Origin of the sequence: Methanolobus bombayensis (assembly GCF_017873415.1) — an archaeon.
Taxonomy (GTDB): domain Archaea; phylum Halobacteriota; class Methanosarcinia; order Methanosarcinales; family Methanosarcinaceae; genus Methanolobus; species Methanolobus bombayensis.
The window spans coordinates 61,406-83,086 of the sequence record NZ_JAGGKD010000006.1; the positions used below are offsets into that span (position 1 = coordinate 61,406).

Annotated in this window: 16 protein-coding genes; 7 read left to right on the top strand and 9 right to left on the bottom strand. The window is 41.0% G+C overall.

Annotated elements, in window-relative coordinates; translation table 11 throughout:
* The first annotated feature begins 22 nt into the window (after window positions 1-22).
* From J2746_RS08715 to J2746_RS08735, 5 genes are all read left to right on the top strand, one after another.
* On the top strand, window positions 23-2,149 hold the full coding sequence (locus J2746_RS08715) for a copper-translocating P-type ATPase (protein ID WP_425342644.1): 2,127 nt from the start codon (window positions 23-25) through the stop codon (window positions 2,147-2,149).
* Between the two features lie 45 nt (window positions 2,150-2,194).
* The gene (locus J2746_RS08720) at window positions 2,195-3,871 is read left to right on the top strand and encodes a hypothetical protein (RefSeq protein WP_209619295.1); all 1,677 of its coding nucleotides are present in this window, start codon (window positions 2,195-2,197) and stop codon (window positions 3,869-3,871) included.
* Between the two features lie 117 nt (window positions 3,872-3,988).
* Window positions 3,989-4,882, top strand: a complete 894-nt coding sequence (fhcD, locus tag J2746_RS08725; protein WP_209619298.1) for a formylmethanofuran--tetrahydromethanopterin N-formyltransferase — start codon at window positions 3,989-3,991, stop codon at window positions 4,880-4,882.
* A gap of 287 nt (window positions 4,883-5,169) precedes the next feature.
* The gene (locus tag J2746_RS08730; protein ID WP_209619300.1) at window positions 5,170-5,553 is read left to right on the top strand and encodes a hypothetical protein; all 384 of its coding nucleotides are present in this window, start codon (window positions 5,170-5,172) and stop codon (window positions 5,551-5,553) included.
* A gap of 306 nt (window positions 5,554-5,859) precedes the next feature.
* Entirely contained in the window at window positions 5,860-7,167 is a 1,308-nt protein-coding gene (locus tag J2746_RS08735; protein WP_209619303.1) for a DUF2238 domain-containing protein, read from the top strand.
* Between the two features lie 42 nt (window positions 7,168-7,209).
* Here J2746_RS08735 and J2746_RS08740 read toward each other — a convergent pair whose 3' ends face one another.
* The 3 genes from J2746_RS08740 to mfnA form a co-directional block, all read right to left on the bottom strand.
* Window positions 7,210-8,628: a TraB/GumN family protein gene (locus J2746_RS08740; RefSeq protein ID WP_342451826.1), complete on the bottom strand. Its 1,419-nt coding sequence runs from the start codon at window positions 8,626-8,628 to the stop codon at window positions 7,210-7,212.
* A 29-nt stretch (window positions 8,629-8,657) separates the two neighbouring features.
* Window positions 8,658-9,749 (bottom strand): CBS domain-containing protein, encoded by a 1,092-nt coding sequence (locus tag J2746_RS08745; protein ID WP_209619306.1) that lies wholly within the window; start codon window positions 9,747-9,749, stop codon window positions 8,658-8,660.
* A gap of 225 nt (window positions 9,750-9,974) precedes the next feature.
* Window positions 9,975-11,153 carry a tyrosine decarboxylase MfnA gene (gene mfnA / locus J2746_RS08750; RefSeq protein ID WP_209619308.1) on the bottom strand — a complete coding sequence of 393 codons (1,179 nt, stop codon included), beginning with the start codon at window positions 11,151-11,153 and terminating at the stop codon, window positions 9,975-9,977.
* 913 nt (window positions 11,154-12,066) lie between these two features.
* Between mfnA and J2746_RS08755 the strand changes: the two genes are divergently transcribed.
* Window positions 12,067-13,302, top strand: coding sequence for an ORC1-type DNA replication protein (locus J2746_RS08755; RefSeq protein WP_209619310.1), 1,236 nt, complete (start codon window positions 12,067-12,069; stop codon window positions 13,300-13,302).
* Between the two features lie 48 nt (window positions 13,303-13,350).
* Here J2746_RS08755 and J2746_RS08760 read toward each other — a convergent pair whose 3' ends face one another.
* Window positions 13,351-13,917 carry a signal peptidase I gene (locus tag J2746_RS08760; protein WP_209619776.1) on the bottom strand — a complete coding sequence of 189 codons (567 nt, stop codon included), beginning with the start codon at window positions 13,915-13,917 and terminating at the stop codon, window positions 13,351-13,353.
* 152 nt (window positions 13,918-14,069) lie between these two features.
* Between J2746_RS08760 and J2746_RS08765 the strand changes: the two genes are divergently transcribed.
* On the top strand, window positions 14,070-15,629 hold the full coding sequence (locus J2746_RS08765) for a DNA-directed DNA polymerase II small subunit (RefSeq protein WP_209619312.1): 1,560 nt from the start codon (window positions 14,070-14,072) through the stop codon (window positions 15,627-15,629).
* A 58-nt stretch (window positions 15,630-15,687) separates the two neighbouring features.
* On the opposite strand, the gene J2746_RS08770 is transcribed toward J2746_RS08765, so the two are convergent.
* From J2746_RS08770 to pylS, 5 genes are read right to left on the bottom strand one after another with little or no spacing between them, the layout of a single operon-like run.
* The gene (locus J2746_RS08770; protein WP_209619316.1) at window positions 15,688-17,313 is read right to left on the bottom strand and encodes a methylamine methyltransferase corrinoid protein reductive activase; all 1,626 of its coding nucleotides are present in this window, start codon (window positions 17,311-17,313) and stop codon (window positions 15,688-15,690) included.
* A 42-nt stretch (window positions 17,314-17,355) separates the two neighbouring features.
* A complete protein-coding gene (pylD, locus tag J2746_RS08775) occupies window positions 17,356-18,141 on the bottom strand; it encodes a 3-methylornithyl-N6-L-lysine dehydrogenase PylD (RefSeq protein ID WP_209619318.1) in 786 nt (261 codons plus the stop codon).
* Window positions 18,142-18,143: 2 nt separating this feature from the next.
* Window positions 18,144-19,247, bottom strand: coding sequence for a 3-methylornithine--L-lysine ligase PylC (gene pylC, locus J2746_RS08780; RefSeq protein ID WP_209619321.1), 1,104 nt, complete (start codon window positions 19,245-19,247; stop codon window positions 18,144-18,146).
* Window positions 19,244-20,335: a methylornithine synthase PylB gene (gene pylB, locus J2746_RS08785; RefSeq protein ID WP_209619324.1), complete on the bottom strand. Its 1,092-nt coding sequence runs from the start codon at window positions 20,333-20,335 to the stop codon at window positions 19,244-19,246. Before pylB ends, pylC begins: the two co-directional genes overlap by 4 nt.
* 9 nt (window positions 20,336-20,344) lie before the next feature.
* Entirely contained in the window at window positions 20,345-21,676 is a 1,332-nt protein-coding gene (gene pylS / locus J2746_RS08790) for a pyrrolysine--tRNA(Pyl) ligase (RefSeq protein ID WP_209619327.1), read from the bottom strand.
* Window positions 21,677-21,681: the final 5 nt, after the last annotated feature.

Consider the following 21,681-nt stretch of genomic DNA (forward strand, 5'->3'; position numbering starts at 1 on the left):
AAGAAGTTACCGGTGAAAGAAAATGGACCATGATGATTCTGTCATGAAAAAGGAAAAGGGAGCGCATGAACATGAAAGTCATGCTTCACATAACAAACATGGCAAGCATTCAGGACATGGAGAACACGAATCCCATCAGGGACATGAAGGTCACCAGGGTCATGGAGAACACTCTAACCACCATGCAATGATGGTGCAGGATTTCAGGAAAAGGTTCTGGATATCAATTGTCCTGACGATACCAATACTTCTCCTGTCTCCTATCATACAGGATTTCTTTGACTCAAATCTTGGAATTATCATTCCATCTTTTTCCGGTGATACATACCTGTTGTTTGCGTTCTCAACTGTGGTCTTTTTCTATGGAGGCTGGCCTTTCCTTAAAGGTATAAAGGATGAACTTACATCCAAAAATCCCGGGATGATGACACTTATTGCGGTTGCCATCACCGTTGCATACGGATACAGCAGTCTTGTTGTTTTCGGACTTGAAGGAAAGCTCTTTTTCTGGGAACTTGCAACCCTGATCGATATCATGCTCCTTGGTCACTGGATGGAAATGAAATCTGTCATGGGAGCTTCCATGGCCCTTCAGGAACTGGTTAAGCTCATGCCATCTGATGCTCATCTCATTAAATCCGACGGGAAAACAGATGATGTTCCAGTTGATGAACTTAAAATGGAAGATAAGGTTCTCGTCAAACCCGGAGAAAAGATACCTGTTGACGGTGTTGTGGTTGACGGACAGAGTTCTGTAAATGAGGCAATGCTTACAGGTGAATCAAATCCGGTTCCAATGGAAAAAGGGGACGAGGTTATTGCCGGTGCTATTAACGGAGAAGGTTCGCTGACCATTGAAGTCCGCAAAACCGGGAAAGATTCATTCCTGTCACAAATGCTTGATCTCGTTTCTCAGGCACAGCAAAGCAAATCAAAAACCCAGAACCTTGCTGACAGAGCTGCTCTGTACCTTACGATAATTGCTCTGACAGCAGGTACACTCACTTTTTTTGCGTGGCTCAGACTGGCAAGCACCGATCTTGCATTTTCACTTGAAAGAGCTGTAACAGTTATGGTAATTACGTGTCCTCATGCCCTTGGACTTGCAATTCCTCTTGTAGTTGCCGTTTCCTCTGCAATTGGTGCACGTAACGGCCTGCTTATCAGGAACAGAGGACCATTTGAGAGAGCCAGAAATATTGATGCGATTGTTTTTGACAAGACAGGAACTCTCACTAAAGGAGAATTCGGAGTCAGTGACGTTGTTGTTTTTGATGAGAACATGCAAAAAGAGGAAATACTCAGTTATGCAGCATCCATTGAATCTGATTCCGAGCACCCGATAGCACAGGGAATCCTTAACTCTGCCGAACCTGAATATAAAGTGGAGAATTTCAGTGCTATTTCCGGAAAAGGAGCACAAGGTACTGTTAATGGTAAGGATGTGAAGGTTGTGAGTCCTGCATATCTGAGAGAAGAAGGAATCAGTTATCCAGAGGAAAAACTGGAGGAGATAAACAGTCAGGGAAAGACCACGGTTTTTGTTCTTATTGATGAAAATTCAGTGGGAGCTATTGCACTGGAAGACGTGGTCAGGCCCGAATCAAAGGAATCTGTAGGCAAACTGAAAGAAATGGGTATCAAATGTTTCATGCTTACAGGTGACCAGAAGCAGGTGGCTGAAAGAGTTGCGGACCAGATCGGCCTTGATGAATACTTTGCAGGAGTTCTGCCTGATGAAAAAGCTTCCAGAATAAAGGAAGTTCAGGAAAGAGGACTAACTGTTGCGATGGTGGGAGATGGTATCAATGATGCGCCTGCCCTTGCACAGGCTGATGTGGGTATAGCCATCGGAGCCGGTACTGATGTTGCAGTGGAAACTGCGGACATTGTACTTGTAAAAAGTAACCCTCTTGATGTACTGGCGATCATGAAACTCTCAAAAGCAACATACAGTAAAATGAAACAGAACCTTTTCTGGGCAACAGGTTACAATGCCCTGGCGATTCCACTTGCAGCAGGGGTCTTATATCAGCAGGGAATTCTACTGTCACCAGCAGCAGGAGCGGTACTGATGTCAATGAGCACAATTATTGTTGCTGTAAATGCAAGACTTCTGTCCATAGACGGGGAACATAAGTCTGAATAATTTCAATAAATATTTATATAAATACAAATCAACAATATAAAAGCCATGGACATCCTCATACCTGATATCGTTGATACAGCTCTCATAAGCGGCGTAATATCACTTTTCCTTATTGCAGATATCCTTATCAAAAATTATTTGAAAATCAACCTCAGGGATGTCGGAGCTGATCTTGCTATCGGTTCAGTGGTTATCCAGTTTGGTTACATTACTCTTATACTTGTGAACCAGCAAATGGATATTTTCTGGAGGAACGTTCTCCTTGCCATCTGTTTCGGACTTTTCTGGGCAGCCTGTCTCTGGCTTGCAAGTAAGAGAGATGCACTTACAGATATGTTCTCTTACACCATCGGAACATTTGCCCTGGCAGCATCCATTATGCATTTTCTGGGAACTTTCAAACCCATTGGAATGATGATGTTATTTGTGTATTCACTCATTCTCTCGGTACTGGCTTTCCTTCTGGCTGATTATCTCAGAACGGAATCAGTGAAGAAAACCTATGAGGAAATAACCAGAGACCTGAAGATATATGATATGAATGAAAGTTACAGAAAACTGGAAGCAGGGAAAGAGAATATTGATCCTCTCCAACCTGTGGTCGACATCATAAGGGGAGCTGTCAGGAATAATGATGATTTCAGTGCAAGTGTGGGAGTAAGAACAATCCCAGAGCTATGCTCAAAAGTTCTCAGTTCCAGTGGAAAAAAGAATCTCATTATTAAGTATATTAATATACACCTGTATCAGCTTGCTATTCTTTCAAGGGAAGAAAAGAACAGGTTTGTATTAATGGAAGTGATCGATGCATTCGGTTCAATTGGAAAAGAAGCTTCAGAAGCAGGTATGGAACGTTTTACTTTACAGGCTCTGGACAAAATGGCAGGTTTCTTCGAACTGAACCGCGAAATTGAGCATTTCCCTCAGTTAGACAAACTTACACTTATCAAGCGTTCAAAGGGCATTAAGGATCTGGCTGCCATTTTTAGAAATAAGGTCGTTGTGAGCCCGCTTCAGAAGCTTGCAATTGCTACCGGTGATATCGGAGTTGCATCTGCTAAAAAAGACATGATTGACAGTACTGAAAAATCAGTTATTCTGCTCAAGAAGATCGCCCTTGATGCAGCAGTTAACAGAGATATTCCAACTCTTGCAAACATCCGCAATGTCCTGCTTGTACTGGCAAGAACAGTTGATAGTAAAGACCAGAAACACCTGAAGAAGCTCCTGATCTACTCACTGAGGGACATTGGAATCAAGGCTGTGCAGGAGTCTCCTGATAGAAAAAGGCACGATTGTCTTGATAAAGTGGTCGAAGCGCTTGAAGAAGTTGGACGGATTTTCGGAAAAGATTCTCTTCCTGATGTTACAACCGCATTGAAAGATATCGGAATGGTTGCCGCAAGGAAACATTCTGATGAAAAGGTCTCAAGGATCATTCCTGTGATGGAAAATTTCTGCACGGTTGCGGCATCAGATAATCATGCGGATAATGTCTCACTTGCTGTCAATGCCATTGTAGAAGTGTGTGAGATATCTATTAAAGAACAGATGGTCGAATCTACTGCCAGTTCATCAAAGAGCCTTGCAAACCTTTCGAACATCGAATCCATTTCAGTCATTGTCAGTGAAGCTATTTTTGAAATTGGCAAGTATCAGGAAATTGATAAAGAGATGTTCGCTCTTTTTGATAAGACCTACCGCAAGTCAGGCGGAAGGTAGTCTTCTTTTAGCCTGCATTTCGAAGAGTATATGTATTGTAATTGTCTTGTATTACTGCTATAGTTAGTGTAACATCTAATGTTGCCTGCTTAATTCAACTTAAAACAAGGGATTATTATGGAAATCAATGGAGTAGAAATCGAAGATACTTTTGCAGAAGCGTTCCCGATCAAGATCTCAAGAGTACTTATCACCGCAGCAACAAAACGCTGGGCAGAGATAGCTGCACTTGAAGCAACAGGATTTGGTACCTCTGTTATTATGTGCCCTGCAGAAGCAGGTATTGAAAAGTTCGTAGGTCCTGATGGGACTCCCGACGGAAGACCTGGTGTATATGTCCAGTTCTGCACCTTCGGATACGAATCACTTGAACACCAGTTACTTGAGCGCCTCGGCCAGTGTGTGCTTACAGCACCAACAACAGCTGTTTTCAACGGTATGCCAGAAGCTGAGAAGCAGTTCAACGTAGGTTTCAAACTCAAGTTCTTCGGTGACGGAATGGAATCCGAGACAGAGATCGACGGCCGCAAGATGTTCAGCATCCCGATCATGGAGGGTGACTTCCTTGTAGAAGAGAACATCGGTGCTGTAGCAGGTATTGCAGGCGGTAACTTCTTTATCTTCGGTGACAGCCAGATGACAGCACTCACAGCAGCAGAGGTTGCAGTAGACGCTATCAAAGACCTTGAGGGTACAATCACTCCATTCCCAGGCGGAATTGTTGCAAGTGGTTCCAAGGCTGGTTTCAACAACTACAAGTTCATGAAGGCAACTGCAAACGAGAAGTTCTGCCCATCCATCAGGGACAAGGTCGAAGGTACCGAAATTCCAGAAGGTGTAAAGGCAGTTTACGAGCTTGTCATCAACGGTGTCGATGAGGATTCAATCCAGAAGGCAATGAAGGCAGGTATCGAAGCAGCTATCGCAGTTCCTGGTGTATCAAAGATCACCGCAGGAAACTACGGCGGTAAACTCGGTAAGTACCAGTTCCACCTGAAAGACCTTTGCTAAAAAGGCTCTTTCATTTTTCATATTTTTTGAATTACTTTTTTAATCATATTTTGAGTTTTGATTTCTTTTTAGATTTCCATTTAGACTGTATTTTCTCTTAATAATAGGATTTTTAGCTTTACTATTGAACACTTGACTTATTCTAATTGTCAAATTAACTACTGATAAACATATTTGAGTTTGATAATATGGCCATAAATACTAAATAAATTAACTGTAAATTTTAATTAATTCATGAACTGATTTAACAGTGTAGTAGTATTGTGGCAAAAATATGGAGTAATTAAATGACAGAAAACCGAGGAAGATACCTGGCAATAATTGGTGGAGTTTTAGGTATCTTTGTGAGTTTAGGACTGTATGGCTTAATTAAAGGGATAATACCCACCAATGGAATGGCCTTTGCTTATGCTGTGAAACCCTTACTGGGAATATCTGACCCAAACACAGTGGTGGCAATCTATACATTTTCATCAACAGCTCTTGCAGTTATTGGAATCATAGCAGCTTACAGACTGTCAGAAAATATACGTAATTCTGCACTCATCATAATTGCATCGGGCGTGGCTGGATTCCTGTTCATGGGGTTTTTATGGATTCCAGCAGGGTTTTTACTTGTACTTGGCGGGATACTATTAATGAGAGATAGGAAGGTTGGTACCCCAACTTAACATTATGCAAATTGAGAACTTCTTGAAAAACAGAAATGATATTAATGCCAATTGAGAAAAAAAATCAATGAAAACAAGCATAATCCATATGTTTCGATAGCAAAAACACTTGGATTGTTAATTGTTGTATTTTTCCTGATCTTTGTAGCCTTCTTTACATAGGGTGCTTACAACCACATGTATTCAAAAGAAATAGATGCCAGACTACTGGATACTGGGATAAGTTGTCATTTTTGAGACAACATGGACTTCCGATACCTGAGAAATAAATACAACTAGCTCTCATAGGTACCATCAGAAACAACCATGGTCCAGATAGACAAACTCCGCAAGCTCCTGAAAAATACTCCTCTTAATGCATTTGCCGGCTGGACAATGGTCCTGTTTCTGGCACTGCTAGGAGTGGGTAACTTCATTTACGGCAGGTTCATGTGGACCATACTGATCGCTTTTGTCACAGGGATAATAATAACACCTGCCATCAGGATGCGCAAACTCTCAGTTATGCCATCGTGGTATTTTATTTTCCTGGCTATCGTGCCAATAGTTGGGAGTTCCACCGCATGGTACTTCTTTTCCACCAGTATACCGTTTTACGTTTCGGTGGCAACCATTGCACTGCTTGTGGCTGCTGAGATCAACTGGTTTACCTCGGTTAAAATGAACTACAAATTTGCAATACTTCTTGTTATCGTCACGACTCTTGCAATATCAGGATTATGGCACCTTGTTGAATGGCTGCTGGACATTTATTTTGGAACTAACTATCTACTTTATGGTCTTTCACCTGATGCCATCAATGATGCTGTAATGCATCAGTTCATCTATGCCACAATAGCCGGAGTTGCAGCAGGCGCTTTGTTTGGATGGTATTTCAGATCAGCTGAAAATTCTGATCTTGTTGATGTTCCAACTCATTTTTCAGTGGAAACTGAGGATTATGTCACACACAGACCACCTGCTCCCATACGTAAACTTCTTGGCATTTCCACTGAAAAACAGATAATTGCAGCCAGAATGCTGCAGGGTGGACTTGTACTACTGCTGTTGTTTGGGATTTTCAGAAAAGATCTGTCCACCACAGTGAATGCAACAACAGGCCTTATCCTCACTTTTGTACCTAATATAATCACACGCAAATATAATATCAAACAGGATACCGGAGTGGTACTCTGGCTCACATTGGCTATCTTTCTGCATACAATTGGAACTTTTGAATTCTATGACTACATAGATAATTGGGATCACGTAACCCATGCACTTTCAGCCAGTGTGGTTGCTGCTGCAGGATATACTCTGATAAGAGCGATTGACATCTATGTTGATGAAATCTACATACCTCCCAGAGTGCTTTTCATTTTCATTCTCATTTTTGTACTTGCAATGGGAGTTGTATGGGAAATTATCGAGTTTTTGAGTGATGAAATTACATCGACACTCGGTTTTGATGCCATACTTGCACAGCATGGAATTGGAGATACAATGCTGGATCTCATGTTCGACCTTTTCGGAGCTGTGCTTGCAGCAACCTGGGGAACTACCTATCTTTCCAATATATCCTATAAACTGGCAGCTAAATTTGATGAGTTGGGAAAACTCAAAAAACAAATGTGAAAAAAGAAGAAAAAGATGGGGTTAATTTGTTGCTTAGTTTTTTTAACCCAGTCCAAGAGCTGTAAGTCCGGCACTTATTCCATTGCGGATAAGTTCCTGAGGATCAATCCCTGTAACCTGAAGCATTACATAAACACCAAGGAAGGTACCAATCATACTTCCAAGATTTGCCAGGGCTGCAACCATTACAACACGGAAGAGATTATTCTTCATCATGTCCTCGGTTGTTTCGATCTCAACAAGCTCTTTGAAATTATCAGTTGTTGGGGGGCGATATTTCGCTTCAGTCAAGCCTGCGAACCATCCTGCTGCCATCATCGGGTTGAGTGATGTAAGCCATGCAACAGAGAAAGCGGTCAGAACTGAATAGGGATGACCTTTTGCGATTATTGCTCCAATAGCGCTCAGTACTCCATTAATGATGAACCACCATGCAAATGCAAGTCCAAGTGTTTCCAGTGGAACCCCGGAAAGAATGAGCAATGCAAAAGTACCCAGAGCAAGTGCAACTACAAGAGCACCGAAAAGTTTCATTATACTGAACTTTTTCTTTGGAGCTTCAACCCCATAGTTAATTCTGGGAATTGTCTTTGGATTCTCAAGATAACGCTGGATACCTGCCCTGTGGCCTGCTCCTACAACGGCTACGATCTTCTTGTTGCCACCCATGGCAGCTTTTACAAGATTGTTAGACATGTATGCATCTCGTTCATCGATAAGCACCTTGACAGCATTAGGTGATGTGTCTCTGAACTCTTCCACCAGCATAGAAACCATATCCTGATTTGTAATATTATCCATGTCGATGTCCTGAGTTCCACCAATACCTAAAACAGCAGCAACAAGACCTCCAAGCATCTTTAATTTCTCGATGAAACCCATCTTACTCCAGAAACGCTGCAATGTCACCTGAACGTCCCTGTCGATGAGAAGGATCTGTGCACCACTGGCCTCTGCAGCCTCGATTGCACTGATCATCTCGGCACCAGGCTGTACACCCATCTCATCAGCAAACCTCTTCTGGATATGTGCCAGCAGCATGTGAACAAGATAGAAATAGACCTTACCTTCCTTGAGAAGCTCCTTTACCGGAATGTCAGCATTCTGAACATTGCCCTTGATAGCTTCATATCTGGAGCGGCAGAGTTCAACTGCAACTATATCCGGCTGTTCCCGTTCAATAGCGGCATTAACTTCCCTGACACTTTTTTCAGAAACGTGGGCTGTTCCCACAAGAATAATCTCGCTTGGTCTGTCAGCATTTTCAGGTTCACCTTCAGATACATGTTTTTCAGGTCTCTCATCTTTGATGACCTCTTTAATTATCTGGATCTCAGAAGGCCCTGAGCTGGAAAACGATGAACTCCCTGAATATTCTTCAGAATACATATCATCATTTGTTGATGTGTAACTGTAATCCGAAGTGTTTTCCTGGGAATCACTTAAATTATCATCTTTCAATGTAGATCCTCTTTAAGACTGTAGAACTACTACTCGTTCAATAACATCAGCGATCTCATAAGATCAGTCCTCGAAAGGATGCCTTTTACATTATCGTTATCCATTACAAGAATACGCCCTATATTATTGATTGTCATTATTCTGAATGCTTCTGCCGCACTGGCGCTTGATGGAAGTGTTACAACATCCGTGGTCATAACATCGGATACAAGAACTGCATAGCGCTCATGTGGCAACACATTTCGTATGTCTGTAAAGGTTACAATCCCTTTTAAAGAATTGCCTTTTATTACAGGATATCCCAGATGTTTGTTCTCGAACATAAAATGAGAAAGTTCCTCTACTGTCATTTCCGGTTGGACTGATATCACATCTTCTGACATGATATCTGAAACCATGTATTTTTCAAGACTGACTGTAACAGTGGTTGACTTGTCTTCTTCAGAAGCACCCATATAAACAAAAAAGGCTATCAAGAGTAACCATAAATTTGAAACAACACCTACAAGAGCCATAAGGAAAGCAAACATCTTCCCAACAGATGCAGCATAGTGAGTTGCCTTTATGTAACTCATTTTTCTTGCAAAAATAGATCTTAGAATTCTTCCTCCATCCATAGGGAAAGCTGGAATTAAATTGAAAATCGCCAGTACTATGTTGATGGTTGCCAGAATGTTTACCATCAGATATACCCATGTAGTATTATAGGAAGGCACTGAAGAAGCAATTGCTATGTTTATTCCCAGAAGGACAAAACCAATTATAAGACTCACAAGTGGTCCTGCAAATGCCATTTTGAATTCATGTGACGGCTCCCTTGGAATTTCTTCCATGGATGAAACTCCACCCAGCAGCATCAGTGTTATATCTTTTATTTCAACACCGTAACCTTTAGCTATGTAAGAATGACCAAGTTCATGGAGCAATACACAGACAAACAGCAATATTGTTGTTAAAAGCGACAGACCATATGTCATTACAGGAGAACCAATATCCGCAAAACCATAAGGTTGTGGATTCGTTGCGAACACAAGCGCAAAAATAGGAAGGATCAACAGAAAAGTAATATGCACTTTAATGGGTATTCCCATGATGCTCCCGATCTTGTATGAAGAATTCATGACAGTATTTTAGATGGGGTATTATTTATCTTTATCTTATTTCTGTAAACAGGGATAAATTCTCATACTGAAATTCATTTCTGAATACTTTCACCCCGCTTGGCTCAGGAGTATATGTACCTAACACATAATGGTAATTATAACAGGCAAGATGAACACACGCCTTACACGTTTCAAGGCTAGGTGTCATCAAGCCTCATCCCCTCAACTTTTATTTTTTAGAGACTATTCAAGGGAATCAAGGACTTTTTTCAGATCGACAACAAAAGAATCTATCATTTCAAAACTAACATGAGGCATAATAACAAGACGAAGTCCGTGTGGGTTCTGGGTTATTGAAACCTGCCAGTTGAATTCTTTTGCAAGCCTACTTCTTACAAGGTCACATTCCGGGACTTCAAGAGCAATTACATTCATGACCGGCTCGATAAGCGGATATACATCCATCTCTGCAAGTTTGTCCAGAAGATAGTCAGTGAGCTCCATGCATCTGGATACTGTTTCCCGGTACCCTTCTTTTCCAAGGAAGTTCATAACCGCATATGTTGCTGCCACCGCAGCACCGCTTCTTGTTCCAGTCAATGTATACTGCGTGGAAACAGTAAGATAGGGAGTGTCAGCTCGGAGACTCTCAAACTGATGAGAATCGCGGAAAAGCAGAGCTCCTGAAGGAATTGTGCTCAAGCCCATTTTATGTGGATCAATAGCGATTGATGTTACTCCAGGTAATTTAAAGTCAAAATCATAGCTTTTTTCCATGAAAGGAAGAACAAAGCCTCCGAATGCCGCGTCAACATGCAGGAAAATGTTATTTTCAAGAGCAATATCCGAGAGTTCTTTTATCGGATCAACCTGACCGAATTCCGTAGAACCCGCAATTGCAACAAGACCAATTGTGTTTTGATCAATTAGAGAGCCTACAGATTCCACCGAAACTTTAAGATCTTTATCCAGACTTGCTTTTCTCAGCTCAACATCGAGTATGTCTGAAACTTTGTCAAAGGAAAAATGAGCCGAATCCGGAACTACCAGATTTGGTCTTTCAAAATTTTGATCTTCCAATAAAGAATCCTGAGACTTATGTTGCTGTAAAAAAATATTTCTCATAGAACGAATGGCTTGAATATTAGACTCTGTGCCGCCTGTTGTCATATAGCCAACAATATTTGTTTCATGAAGAAGCTCGCCAAGAGCGGAAAGAACCTTTTTTTCAAGATCATACGTCCCTCTGAAAAGGCCAAAATCACCCATATTTGATTCTATGAACTGCATATGCGCTTCAACAGCTATTTTGTGCGGATAAGTGCACATAGAACTAAGTACACGCTCATATGTCAGGTCCTGTGCCTTTGAATCATTTAAGATGCTACGTATTTCCTCTTCAGATAGGCCAGTTTCGTTCATTTGCTATATGAATAAAAGAAGATGCTTAAAACAATTGTGTTGTGATTTAGATTATAGAAAGATTTATTTTTTAGTCCCCTGAAAAATCATAAGATGGATAAAATTTGAATGATTGTCTAAATTTAAGATTTGTGGTAAATTTGATTTTAGTTTATTTGAATGAGATGATTAATTGTATTAGACTAACCCCATTGTTTCAACTGGAAGTTTTGAAGAAAACATATTTTCAGTTATTTCTAGTTTTAAAATAAACTATTATGTTTTGTTTTACTTTTTATTTAAAAAATTTATAGATATCTGCTACCCCATTATTTCAACTGGAAATGTTAAATTGTGTTAAATCTGAAAAAAACCACTCAACTATATTGATTTTTAAACTAATTACTAAAATTAAATTATTTTATCCTAGCATAATTCAACTTAAACAAAAGAAAAACTTATATAGTAATATACTTATACATACACTGCCATCTTTTTTTAGATTTTTAAAAAAAAGATAGTTAAATCTTTTTTTCTGGTTCCAAACGAAATCATAGGGTCTCTGTTTTTTATATACCTTCCAGTTGAAATAATGGGGTCTAACTCCATAGGAAACATAATCATTTATATTCAAATCTTGGCTATATTGATTTAATAGTTAAACCGATGCTTTTTTAGGTCCATTATCATATTTTTATAAAAATCTCCAGTTGAAACAGTGGGGTCTAAACCATAAACATTAATAACCCCCACTTCCATTGTAACCAATGGAATAGAGAGGTTAAATCCAATCCTTTACATACAATCAAAATATGCCTATTTAAAAAAAATCAGATACTGCTAGATTTGATTGTTTTTGATTGGTAATTCTTATCCCTGACAAACAAAGGACGAAAAATGGTTTGTAATTTTAAGGATAGGGTGAAATAAGTAAATGCAAAATAAATCATTAGATGGCTTGTTCCAGGAACTTCTGGAAAGTGAACCTATTTTCAAAAACAAAGAGGTTTTAAGACATTCATACACTCCTGACTCACTTGTCCACCGTGACGATCAGATCAACAGTCTTGCGTCAATTCTTGTTTCAGCACTTAGGGGTGATACACCTTCTAACATACTAATATATGGAAAGACGGGTACCGGTAAAACAGCTGTTACAAGACATGTTGGAATAGAACTTGAAAGAAAAGGAGAATCATTGGGTATTTCCTGTAAAGTTGTCTATCTTAATTGTGAAGTAATTGACACACAATACAGACTTCTTGCCAATCTCACCCGCCAATTCGGTGAGGATGTTCCTATGACCGGATGGCCTACAGATCAGGTCTTTTTTAAATTTAAGGAAACGATTGACAACGAAAGACAGGTAGTAATAATAATTCTTGATGAAATTGACAAGCTGATCAAGAAAGGCGATGATGTACTTTACAACCTTTCAAGGATTAACACTGATCTTGAAAAAGCAAAAGTAAGCATGATTGGAGTTTCAAATGATCTTAAGTTCACAGAATTCCTTGATCCAAGAGTAAAAAGTTCCCTTGGAGAAGAAGAAATAATTTTCCCACCATATGATGCTGACCAGATAAGTGATATTCTTCATGAAAGAGCTCAGATCGCTTACAAGCCTGATGCCCTTGATGAAATGGTTATTCCTTTATGTGCTGCTTTTGCAGCTCAGGAACATGGTGATGCAAGACGTGCACTTGATTTATTAAGGGTTGCAGGAGAAATAGCGGAAAGAGAGAACCAATCCCATGTTGAGGAACAACATGTCAAAGGTGCTCAGGAAAAGATTGAGATCGATCGTGTTATTGAAGTTGTGCGTACTCTTCCTACTCAATCAAAACTTGCATTGTACAGTGTAATGCTCTTAAGGAATAACGGGTACAAGAATGTCACTACCGGTGAGGTGTACAATGTATACCGCCAACTCTGTCTTCAGGTTGATATGGATATTCTCACACAGCGCAGGGTAACGGATCTAATGTCAGAACTGGATATGCTTGGCATTGTAAATGCTGTTGTTGTCAGCAAAGGACGATATGGCAGGACTAAAGAAATAGTATTAAGCGTCCCGATAAATAGTACGAAAAAAGTATTGTTCGAGGATTACAGGCTTAAACCTCTGGAATTCTTCAAACCTGTTCTTACTACTCAATTACATCTTTAAAAAGATTCAGGTTTGAATTTTCAAACCTTTTTTTTTTAAACTCTCTGATTAGAAACTGGGTATCAATAGTCTTGCGTATCCAATGTATGGTATTCTGTAACGTGCGACTCCTATTACCCATTCTTCCTTTACAGGCATAAGATAACTGACCTGTCCCTGTTGATCATAGTATTTGTTGGTTATCTGGTTGTCACCCTTTGTAATATAACCTGCATATGGAGCAGCAGGTCCTCCATCCCACATTGGCTCTCCTTTTTCAACATAATACATTGCCCTGTGGATTATAGGAGTAACTCCTTCCTGTCCGTAAGGTTTGTAAAGTATCACATTGCCGTAATTTTCAAAAGTAGTGTAATTGCTATTACTCATGCCTTCTTCATAAGTAACAATTTCAGTTCTGTCAATACTCTGGATAAATATGATGTCACCGATATTCATATGAGGTTCCATGCTGCCGGATTCAACTGCAACCATGGGTGTCCACATACCGAACACGATCTGGGAGAAAGTTGCAAATAGCAATACGGCTATCAGGACAGTTAGAATGTCCCGGGCAAGTGAAACAAAGAAATTGTCACTTTCTTTGAAAGCACGATAAGTTTCTTTTATGTCCATTGTTTTTACCTGTCTTCCGTCCAAATCAATGAAAGAATCTATTAATGAGTTATGGAATATAATTACAAAAAATAAAGTGTTTCCGTTTTAAAAACATTTTGCAAGTTATTTTATTGTGAAATAATATATATAAACTAAATTTAACTATTAACATGAACGAGACTGATGTTCTAACAGCCTTCATAGAAGAGGGTTACCAGATAAGTCCAGAAGCAGTGGACCTTATATGTTCTCATTGTTCCCCCAGGGAACTGGTGACTTACATACTTGAAAATATCGATTTGTCGGTTCTTGTGATTGATGTAGAGCATATCGACCTGGAAAATTTCAGTGACTTAAATCATGTGAAGGAAGAAAGTTTCAGGCTTTCAGAAGAACTTGCAGACAACTCTGAAAACTCAGATACATCTTCTTATAATGTAGCATCAATGCCTTTGGGTTTTCAGAGTAATTACTGCAATGTTGAAACTCCAATTTCCATACTTTCCGATATCACCGACAATTCAACCTGCGTTGGAGAATATATGGAATTTGTGCAGTTCTTCAGAAATCGTTACACAAGGCTCAGTGACATAATACGGGGAAGAATCACATCACGTCCTATTGAGAGTCTGAAAAAAGGAAAAGGTACCAATTTCAGAGGCAGCCGTGAAGCAGGAGAAGTTTCCATTATCGGAATGATCTCTGATATGAAAAGTACCAGCAATGGGCACAAGATCGTTGAAGTGGAAGATCCGACAGGTTCATTCTCTGTTCTCATACGCTCGGCTGACAAAGACCTTTTTGAACAAGCCAGCCATTTCGTACTTGATGAAGTTGTGGGATTCACGGGAACTCTCACAAATGACGGGAACCTCATGATAGCTCAAAAAATTACGCTTCCTGACCTTCCGGCTGTAAACCCCAAAAAGACCGGAAGTTTTGGAAAAGCAGTTCTCACTTCGGATGTCCACATAGGAAGTAACACTTTTCTTGATGAACCTTGGAACAGATTCCTTGATTTTCTCAATGGTGACACCGATAATGAAGCTCTTTTAGCCATTTCAAAGGAAATACGTTACCTTCTGGTTGCAGGAGACCTGGTAGATGGTGTTGGAATCTATCCGGGACAGGAAAACGAACTTTCCATCATGGATGTTTACGACCAGTACAAAAAAGCCGGTGAGTATTTCCAAATGATTCCAAAACATATCAAGATAATCATTTCTCCTGGAAATCACGATGCAGTGCGCCAGGCCGAACCCCAGCCCAAACTTCCTGAATGCATCAGAGAATATTTCCCTGAAAATGTTACATTTGTGGGAAATCCATCAATTGTAGATCTTGATGGTGTTAAAGTAATGCTGTATCATGGGCGTTCCATCGATGACCTGGTGGCTGCGGTTCCCGGGGTATCATATACTGACCCCACAAAGGCAATGGTGGAGATGATGAAGTTCAGACACCTTTCACCAATCTACGGAAGTCGTGTTTCCATTGCCCCTGAGAAAAAGGATTATTTCGTTATTGGAAATGTACCTGACATATTGCATTGTGGTCACGTGCATACAATTGGCGTGGAATGGTACAAGAACGTCCTGCTGATAAATTCAGGTACCTGGCAGGACCAGACAGAATTCCAGAAAAGGGTAAATGTGGTTCCGACACCTGCACAGGTGCCGGTGGTTGATCTGGAAACCCTGAAAACAACAATTCTGAAGTTCAATGAATGATTCAGAATCCCTTTATTTCCAGTGGAACTTCAAATTAATTCGAATAACTTTGTTTTGATCATTCTTCTTTTATTTTTAGCAGCGTATGGTTCATTGTCTGCTCAGGACAGATAGTTACACAACGCCTGCAACTGGTACCGAGACAGTGCTGACTGTCAATATTGACAAACCTTGCTCCGTTTTCCTCAATTATTTCCAATGCATCTTCAGGACACTCTTCCTCGCACTGATGGCAAAGCGTACATTTTTCCACCGGGGCTTCAAGTGTAATGCCAATATCTTTTACAATATCAAGTCCCATGTATCCAACATCATCAATATCCCTTGAAACTCTCCTTTCAATTTCGACTTTTTCAAGGTCCTCAGGGAACGCAGGAATGCCATACATTTCCAGCATTTCAGCATACATCTCAGATGGCATTCCCTGTTGCCATGTTGAGAGTTCGCAGACATAGATGTCCTTGAAAGTTTCGCTGGTTGCCATCATAAGGTGGTCTGCATGTATTCTTTTTGCAACTGCAATGACATCTTCAAGCTTTGAAACATCGACAGCTAGTTTTCTTGCAAGTCCGATGGAAGTATTACCGAACTGGATAATACCCTTTGAAAAACCAGGAACTGAACCTATGTGCCTTGCCTTATCAGCATCAACATAGGTGCCGGTTGCTCCGGACATGTAAGAGTATCTCAGGTCCTTATATTCCAGCCCCGACTCGACCATGAGTGTCATGTGAGCCGCACGGATAGCTCCGATTGCCTTACCAACTTCCTCGACATCATTATCGGTAATGACAATACCATCCCAGAGTATAATTTTTCCATTGGGTAGTTGTGGAAGTTTTTCGATGATTCCCTCTTTGATCGCAAGCGCCATTGTGGAAATAACGCCAGTACCTGTGATTCCTTTCGGAACAATTTCGCCTTCTTCAATAGTCTTCCCGCTTACTGGTTCAACAAGAGGCCCTTTCCCGGGATTCATTGTGCTGTCAAGTACAGTAAGTCTCCAGTGACCGTTCTCAACATTCACATCGCTGATAGCTCCCGGACCTGCAAGCATTCCGCATGCAATTCCCTGTCCTTCGATTGCAGGACCTGCGGCTGCACTTGCGGTTATTATTTTTTCACCGATCTTCAGCGCCATCTCAGCATTGGTACCGTAATCGGTCACAAGACAGGGCTCTGTCTGGTGAATAAAATCGGTTTCCAGCATCATGGCAAGTGCATCGGCACCAATCTCATGCTTGATGGCAGGCGGGATTACTATTTCGCAGTTGTCCATTGGATAGATATCCCCGAAAAGTTCGTTTGCAGGGAATATCGTTGCATCCCTTTTTACATCCTTAACACCAAGGGATGCCTGTTTATTTTCCCCTGCATATGCAAGATCCCTTATCTCCATGTTCTGGAAAAGTGAGAGTTGTATTGGATTTCCACAGACAGCTATCCTCTGGATCTTTTCAGGTTCAACATCGAATTTGTCCAGTATCTCTTTCACAGTTTCAATGATAAGCCCGTGGGCTACATCCGTTCCGGTACTAATCGCAAAATCAAGGTGGTCCATTACATTTCCACCAGGAAGCGGATGTCCCATTGTTATTACCGTCTTAACGGTCTCGTTCTTCTCAAGGTCAATGAGTTGCGACCTGAAACCACTTGTTCCAAGATCAAGGGAAATCACATACATTTTCTCAGCACTCCTTTTCCATTTATATTTATATTTCCTGCTTTAATTCTGAATAACAGAATAAAGCATTGAAGCCACTCCAATCACAAGAGGCTCCATCACAAGATCAACATGATATTTCTGCCCTATCTCAGGAGGCAATCCGCAGGGAATACCAGGGGTAGAAACAAGGCATCTTTCTTCGATCATACCTTCGGATATGGTATTTGCATTTGGTGTTGCCTCAAAGACCATTGAGAATTTCTTCCTGTCATCACTGCAGTAGGATTTGATTCCGAGTTCATCCACAGCCCTTTGCAGGAATTCCCTGTTAGGATCACATGCATAGACGTTAAATCCTTTTTCCACTAAATGGCAGGCTCCGGCATAACCTACTCTTCCAAGTCCGATGACCAGTATGTCCTTTGATTTTGCTTCCTTGTACCTGGAAGCGATATCCGCATAGATAACACCGGTAGCAACGTGGTTGCTCACTATCTTCTCATTCCTGAGATTGTGGGCTGTAAAAATATGGTCATCAGCCATCATTATGATATCAGCACCACTTGAAACAGCTTCGTAATAACCAGTAACATCAGGGTGTTCTGTTATGAATCCTTCAAATCCGAAATACTGGACTATGAACAGGAGCGATGAGGTAAAATTGCTGATGATACCATTGCCGGATGTGATAGGGATAATACCCACCTTCTCAGAACCCGGCTGTGTTCCGTAAAGTGCTTCGCATATTCCTCTGATATCAAGACCTGTAACCCTTTTTGCAATCTCATCATTCTCTTCAAGTTGCATTGAAAGGTTTTCAAGGTCTTCAGGTGTTAAAAGTGCCATTTTCATTCCTCCTGTTCTCTTCTAATGAAATGACCGAGAATCATTTCCATTCCGCTTCTTCTTATTTTTTCAGTTTTTTCTCTGTCAGTTCCATAGCTTATGAGAGTAAAAATACTGCTCATGTTCATTCCTCTGGATTCGTATATCTCAAGTCCTTCTGAAACCTGGAACTGTACGTATTCATCTCCCTGTGACAGCACATGCTCACCAACAGGTCTCAGTTTTCCATTTTCAAGTAAAAGGTGCTCGTAAATACAATAATTAGTTTCAGGAACAATATCCGTTTCCTGAATCTCTCCCGAAAATGCCTGCATGAGCATCTCCACAAGGTTAATCCCGGTCGAATGATACACGGCTGTAGGTGTCTGGCTCGGGAATCTCGCATCTATTTCCAGTACTTTGAGTCCTCTGGAACTGTCTATTGCCTCGACATCCATTATTCCCCGGAGGTTGAGGTTCTTAGCAAGCTCATAAGTGATCTTCCTGAACTCAGGATAGTTATCGATGGGTGTGACCATGTGGCAGTCGTGGGTATCATCGATGTGTATCTTCGTTTCCTTTACAACTGAAAAATGAGTTCCATCACCTATCACTTCAAGGGAAATCACATCGCCCTCAACATATTCCTCGATGAGCATTGAGGGGTCAAGTCCTTCCAGACCCTCGTCATCATATATTATAGATGTCCCGATGCTGCTGCTATCACATGGTGGCTTCACAAAATATGGAGGGCTTGTTGGCTTGTTCGTAGGAGTCGGAATATCAATTGACTTGAAGTAGTCCTTGGAACGTTTCTTGTCCATGCTGATATGATAGGCATCGAAATCAAAGAGTAAGGGGCATGCAAGCTCGTCTTTTATGCTCCTGAGGAACTCTATTGTCTCAAGGTTCTCGTTCACAGGGATGATGGCATCCACATTTTCTGAGAGTTTGATGAGCTTTCCAGGTTCTTTGACCACATCAAAGCAGTGAAAACTGTCAACTGCATTACGTATCAGAGGTTTTTCCCTGCGGTCAACAAGCACGACATTCATTCCGGCTTTGTGTGCTAAATAATTGACTTCAAAACCCTGTAGTTTGCCACCGACCATGCATATTGTTGTCATAGTGCGGCCACCGGGACTAGTATTGGAGTTACCTGCTGCTTTTCAATGATCCTGTTAAAATCATCCTGGCTTGCAGGTTCCATACCCATGCTTCTAAGGCGTTTGATAACGCTCCTTGAGTCCCTGTCCCTTTCTTCAAGTTCCCTGTCATAGTTGACAACACCTTCAAGTGAGGAATCTGAGGAAATAATAGATGTGACCACATTTGCACCTGCATTCAGGCGGTGGACCATACCATCTATCCCTTCAAGGTCAAGGGATGCAGGTATGAGTTTGTCAGGGAACATCAGCCTGAGCACTGAGATTATCTTCAGTTCCGAAAGGCTGGATTCCTGTGACACCAGTTCAAGAGGTGTTCCCTCCTGTGGAACAAAGGTCATCACACGCACCATGTCAGGATTTCCTTTTTGCATTCCGCGAAGTGAGATTATGGTTGAATCAATGTCATTTCCAACACCGGTAAGAATACCATCTTCAACACAATAACCGTTGTTCCTGGCAAATTCCCTGGCATGCTTTCTTTCTTCAAATGATTGTCCTACCCTCAGTTTCCGATAAAGTTCCTTATCGTGTGTTTCCTGATAGAGAGCAAGGAAATTTGCTCCGCTCTCATGGAGTCTGTTGAGAGTATTGTCATCCATGACTCCAGGGGATATCATTATTGGAAGTCCCGTTTCTTCCTTTACTGTTTTTACAACATCAATGAATCTTTCAGGATAATTGTGGAAGTACGGATCCTCTCCCATGGTAAGGTCAACCATGTGGATGCTTTCTTTTTTAATTGCCTGTGCAAGTCTACGGATCTCATCCAGGTCCAGACGATAACGCTGGATCTTATTGCATCTGTTGTAGTAACAGAAGGCGCAGTTATTCTTGCAGTAGGTAGAAAAATACACAAAACTGTAGAGGAAAACTCTGTTTCCAAAGAAGTGGTCCCTCACTTTTCTTGCAACATAGTGCAATTTCTGGATATCCTCTTCTTCATTCAGGGAAAGAAATTCTCTAAGGTTATCATCTGTGAGTTCAAGACCATTTATTATCTTTTCAGCAACTGTATCAAGTGCCTGGTAATCAGCATTCTTTATCATAATTACACCTCACAGATTGATACTTATTCCGTTGTAGTAGGATTCAGATCTGCCGGCACGCTTTATGTTTTTCAGATCGTGTTTTGCCTTGAGAAGTCTCTCAAGACCAAAACCGGCACCAATCCAGGGTTTGTTCACTCCCCAGTCCATATCCATGGGTACAGGACCTACTACTGCAGATGAGAGTTCCATCTTCTTGTGCATCACATCAATGGTGTCACCATAGACCATGCAGCTGTCTGCCTCAATTTTGTATTCGATCTCAAGGAAATCCAGAAGTTCGCTGATAAGGTATTCCAGTTCTTCCCTGTTGCAGTTTGATCCCATCTGGCAGAAATTGAGCATGGTGAACTCTTCAAGATGGCTGTTACCATCGGATTCTTTACGATAGCATGGTCCGATCTCAAATATCCTGACAGGATCCGGGAGCACATTATCAAACTTTCTCAGGTGGTTGTAAAGTCCCGGGGCAAGCATGGGACGCAGGCACATGCTGTCACCGACCCTGAAAATTTGCTCGGATAATTTCTTATCCTCACCTACTCCCATTCTTTCCATGTATTCGAATGGTATCAGAATTGGTGACTTAACCTCGAGGAATCCCATGTCAACGAAGAATTCGGTAATCGTTCTTTCTAGTTTCCCAAGATTGTTTTCACGGCTGTTCTCATACATTTCCCTGATATCTTTCTTTCTTTGCAAGGTCAGGGTGGATTCCAGCTCGGCAAAAGACCTCTTTTCTTTTGAGAATGAGATCATCTCCCCAGGTCCTAAAAGAGAGAGTATCCTGTTCTTTTGCAGGGAAGTAAATTCCGTTTTCATTGATTTTGTCTTCTGAGGCTGGAAAGTTTTCTTTTTATTAGGTTTAGAAGGACTGGAACTGCTTTTAGCGGTTTTTGGAGTTGATCTGTGGTTGGTAGCACTGTTGGCAGTAATTCCAGCCCGTGGTTCATTGTTAATTTGAGTTGGGGAATTAATATTTTCAATTCCCTGTGTGATTTTTGCTGTAACAGATTCAGGTGGTTTTTCAGGCTCCAACCTGAAAGAGCGAACAATTTTGATCTCAGTTTCATCTTTTCTTGAGATCTTCCTTGAAAATTCGTTTATCCTGTCATCTGACAGACGACAGCGTTTACAGGGTTTCTGGAACTTATGGTTCCTCAGGGCCCTTGCAGACCTGCTGTTTTTGGAATTGCGTACAGTAACAATATCCCCGCAATCCATTTCTATTCTGATGTATTTCTGTGATGTCTCGCACTTCTTCACTCCGTGAAGGCGTCCGTTGCGCGACACCCATAATCCATTTTTGCTAATAAGTGTATCAAGTGGTTTTCTTTCCATGCTAA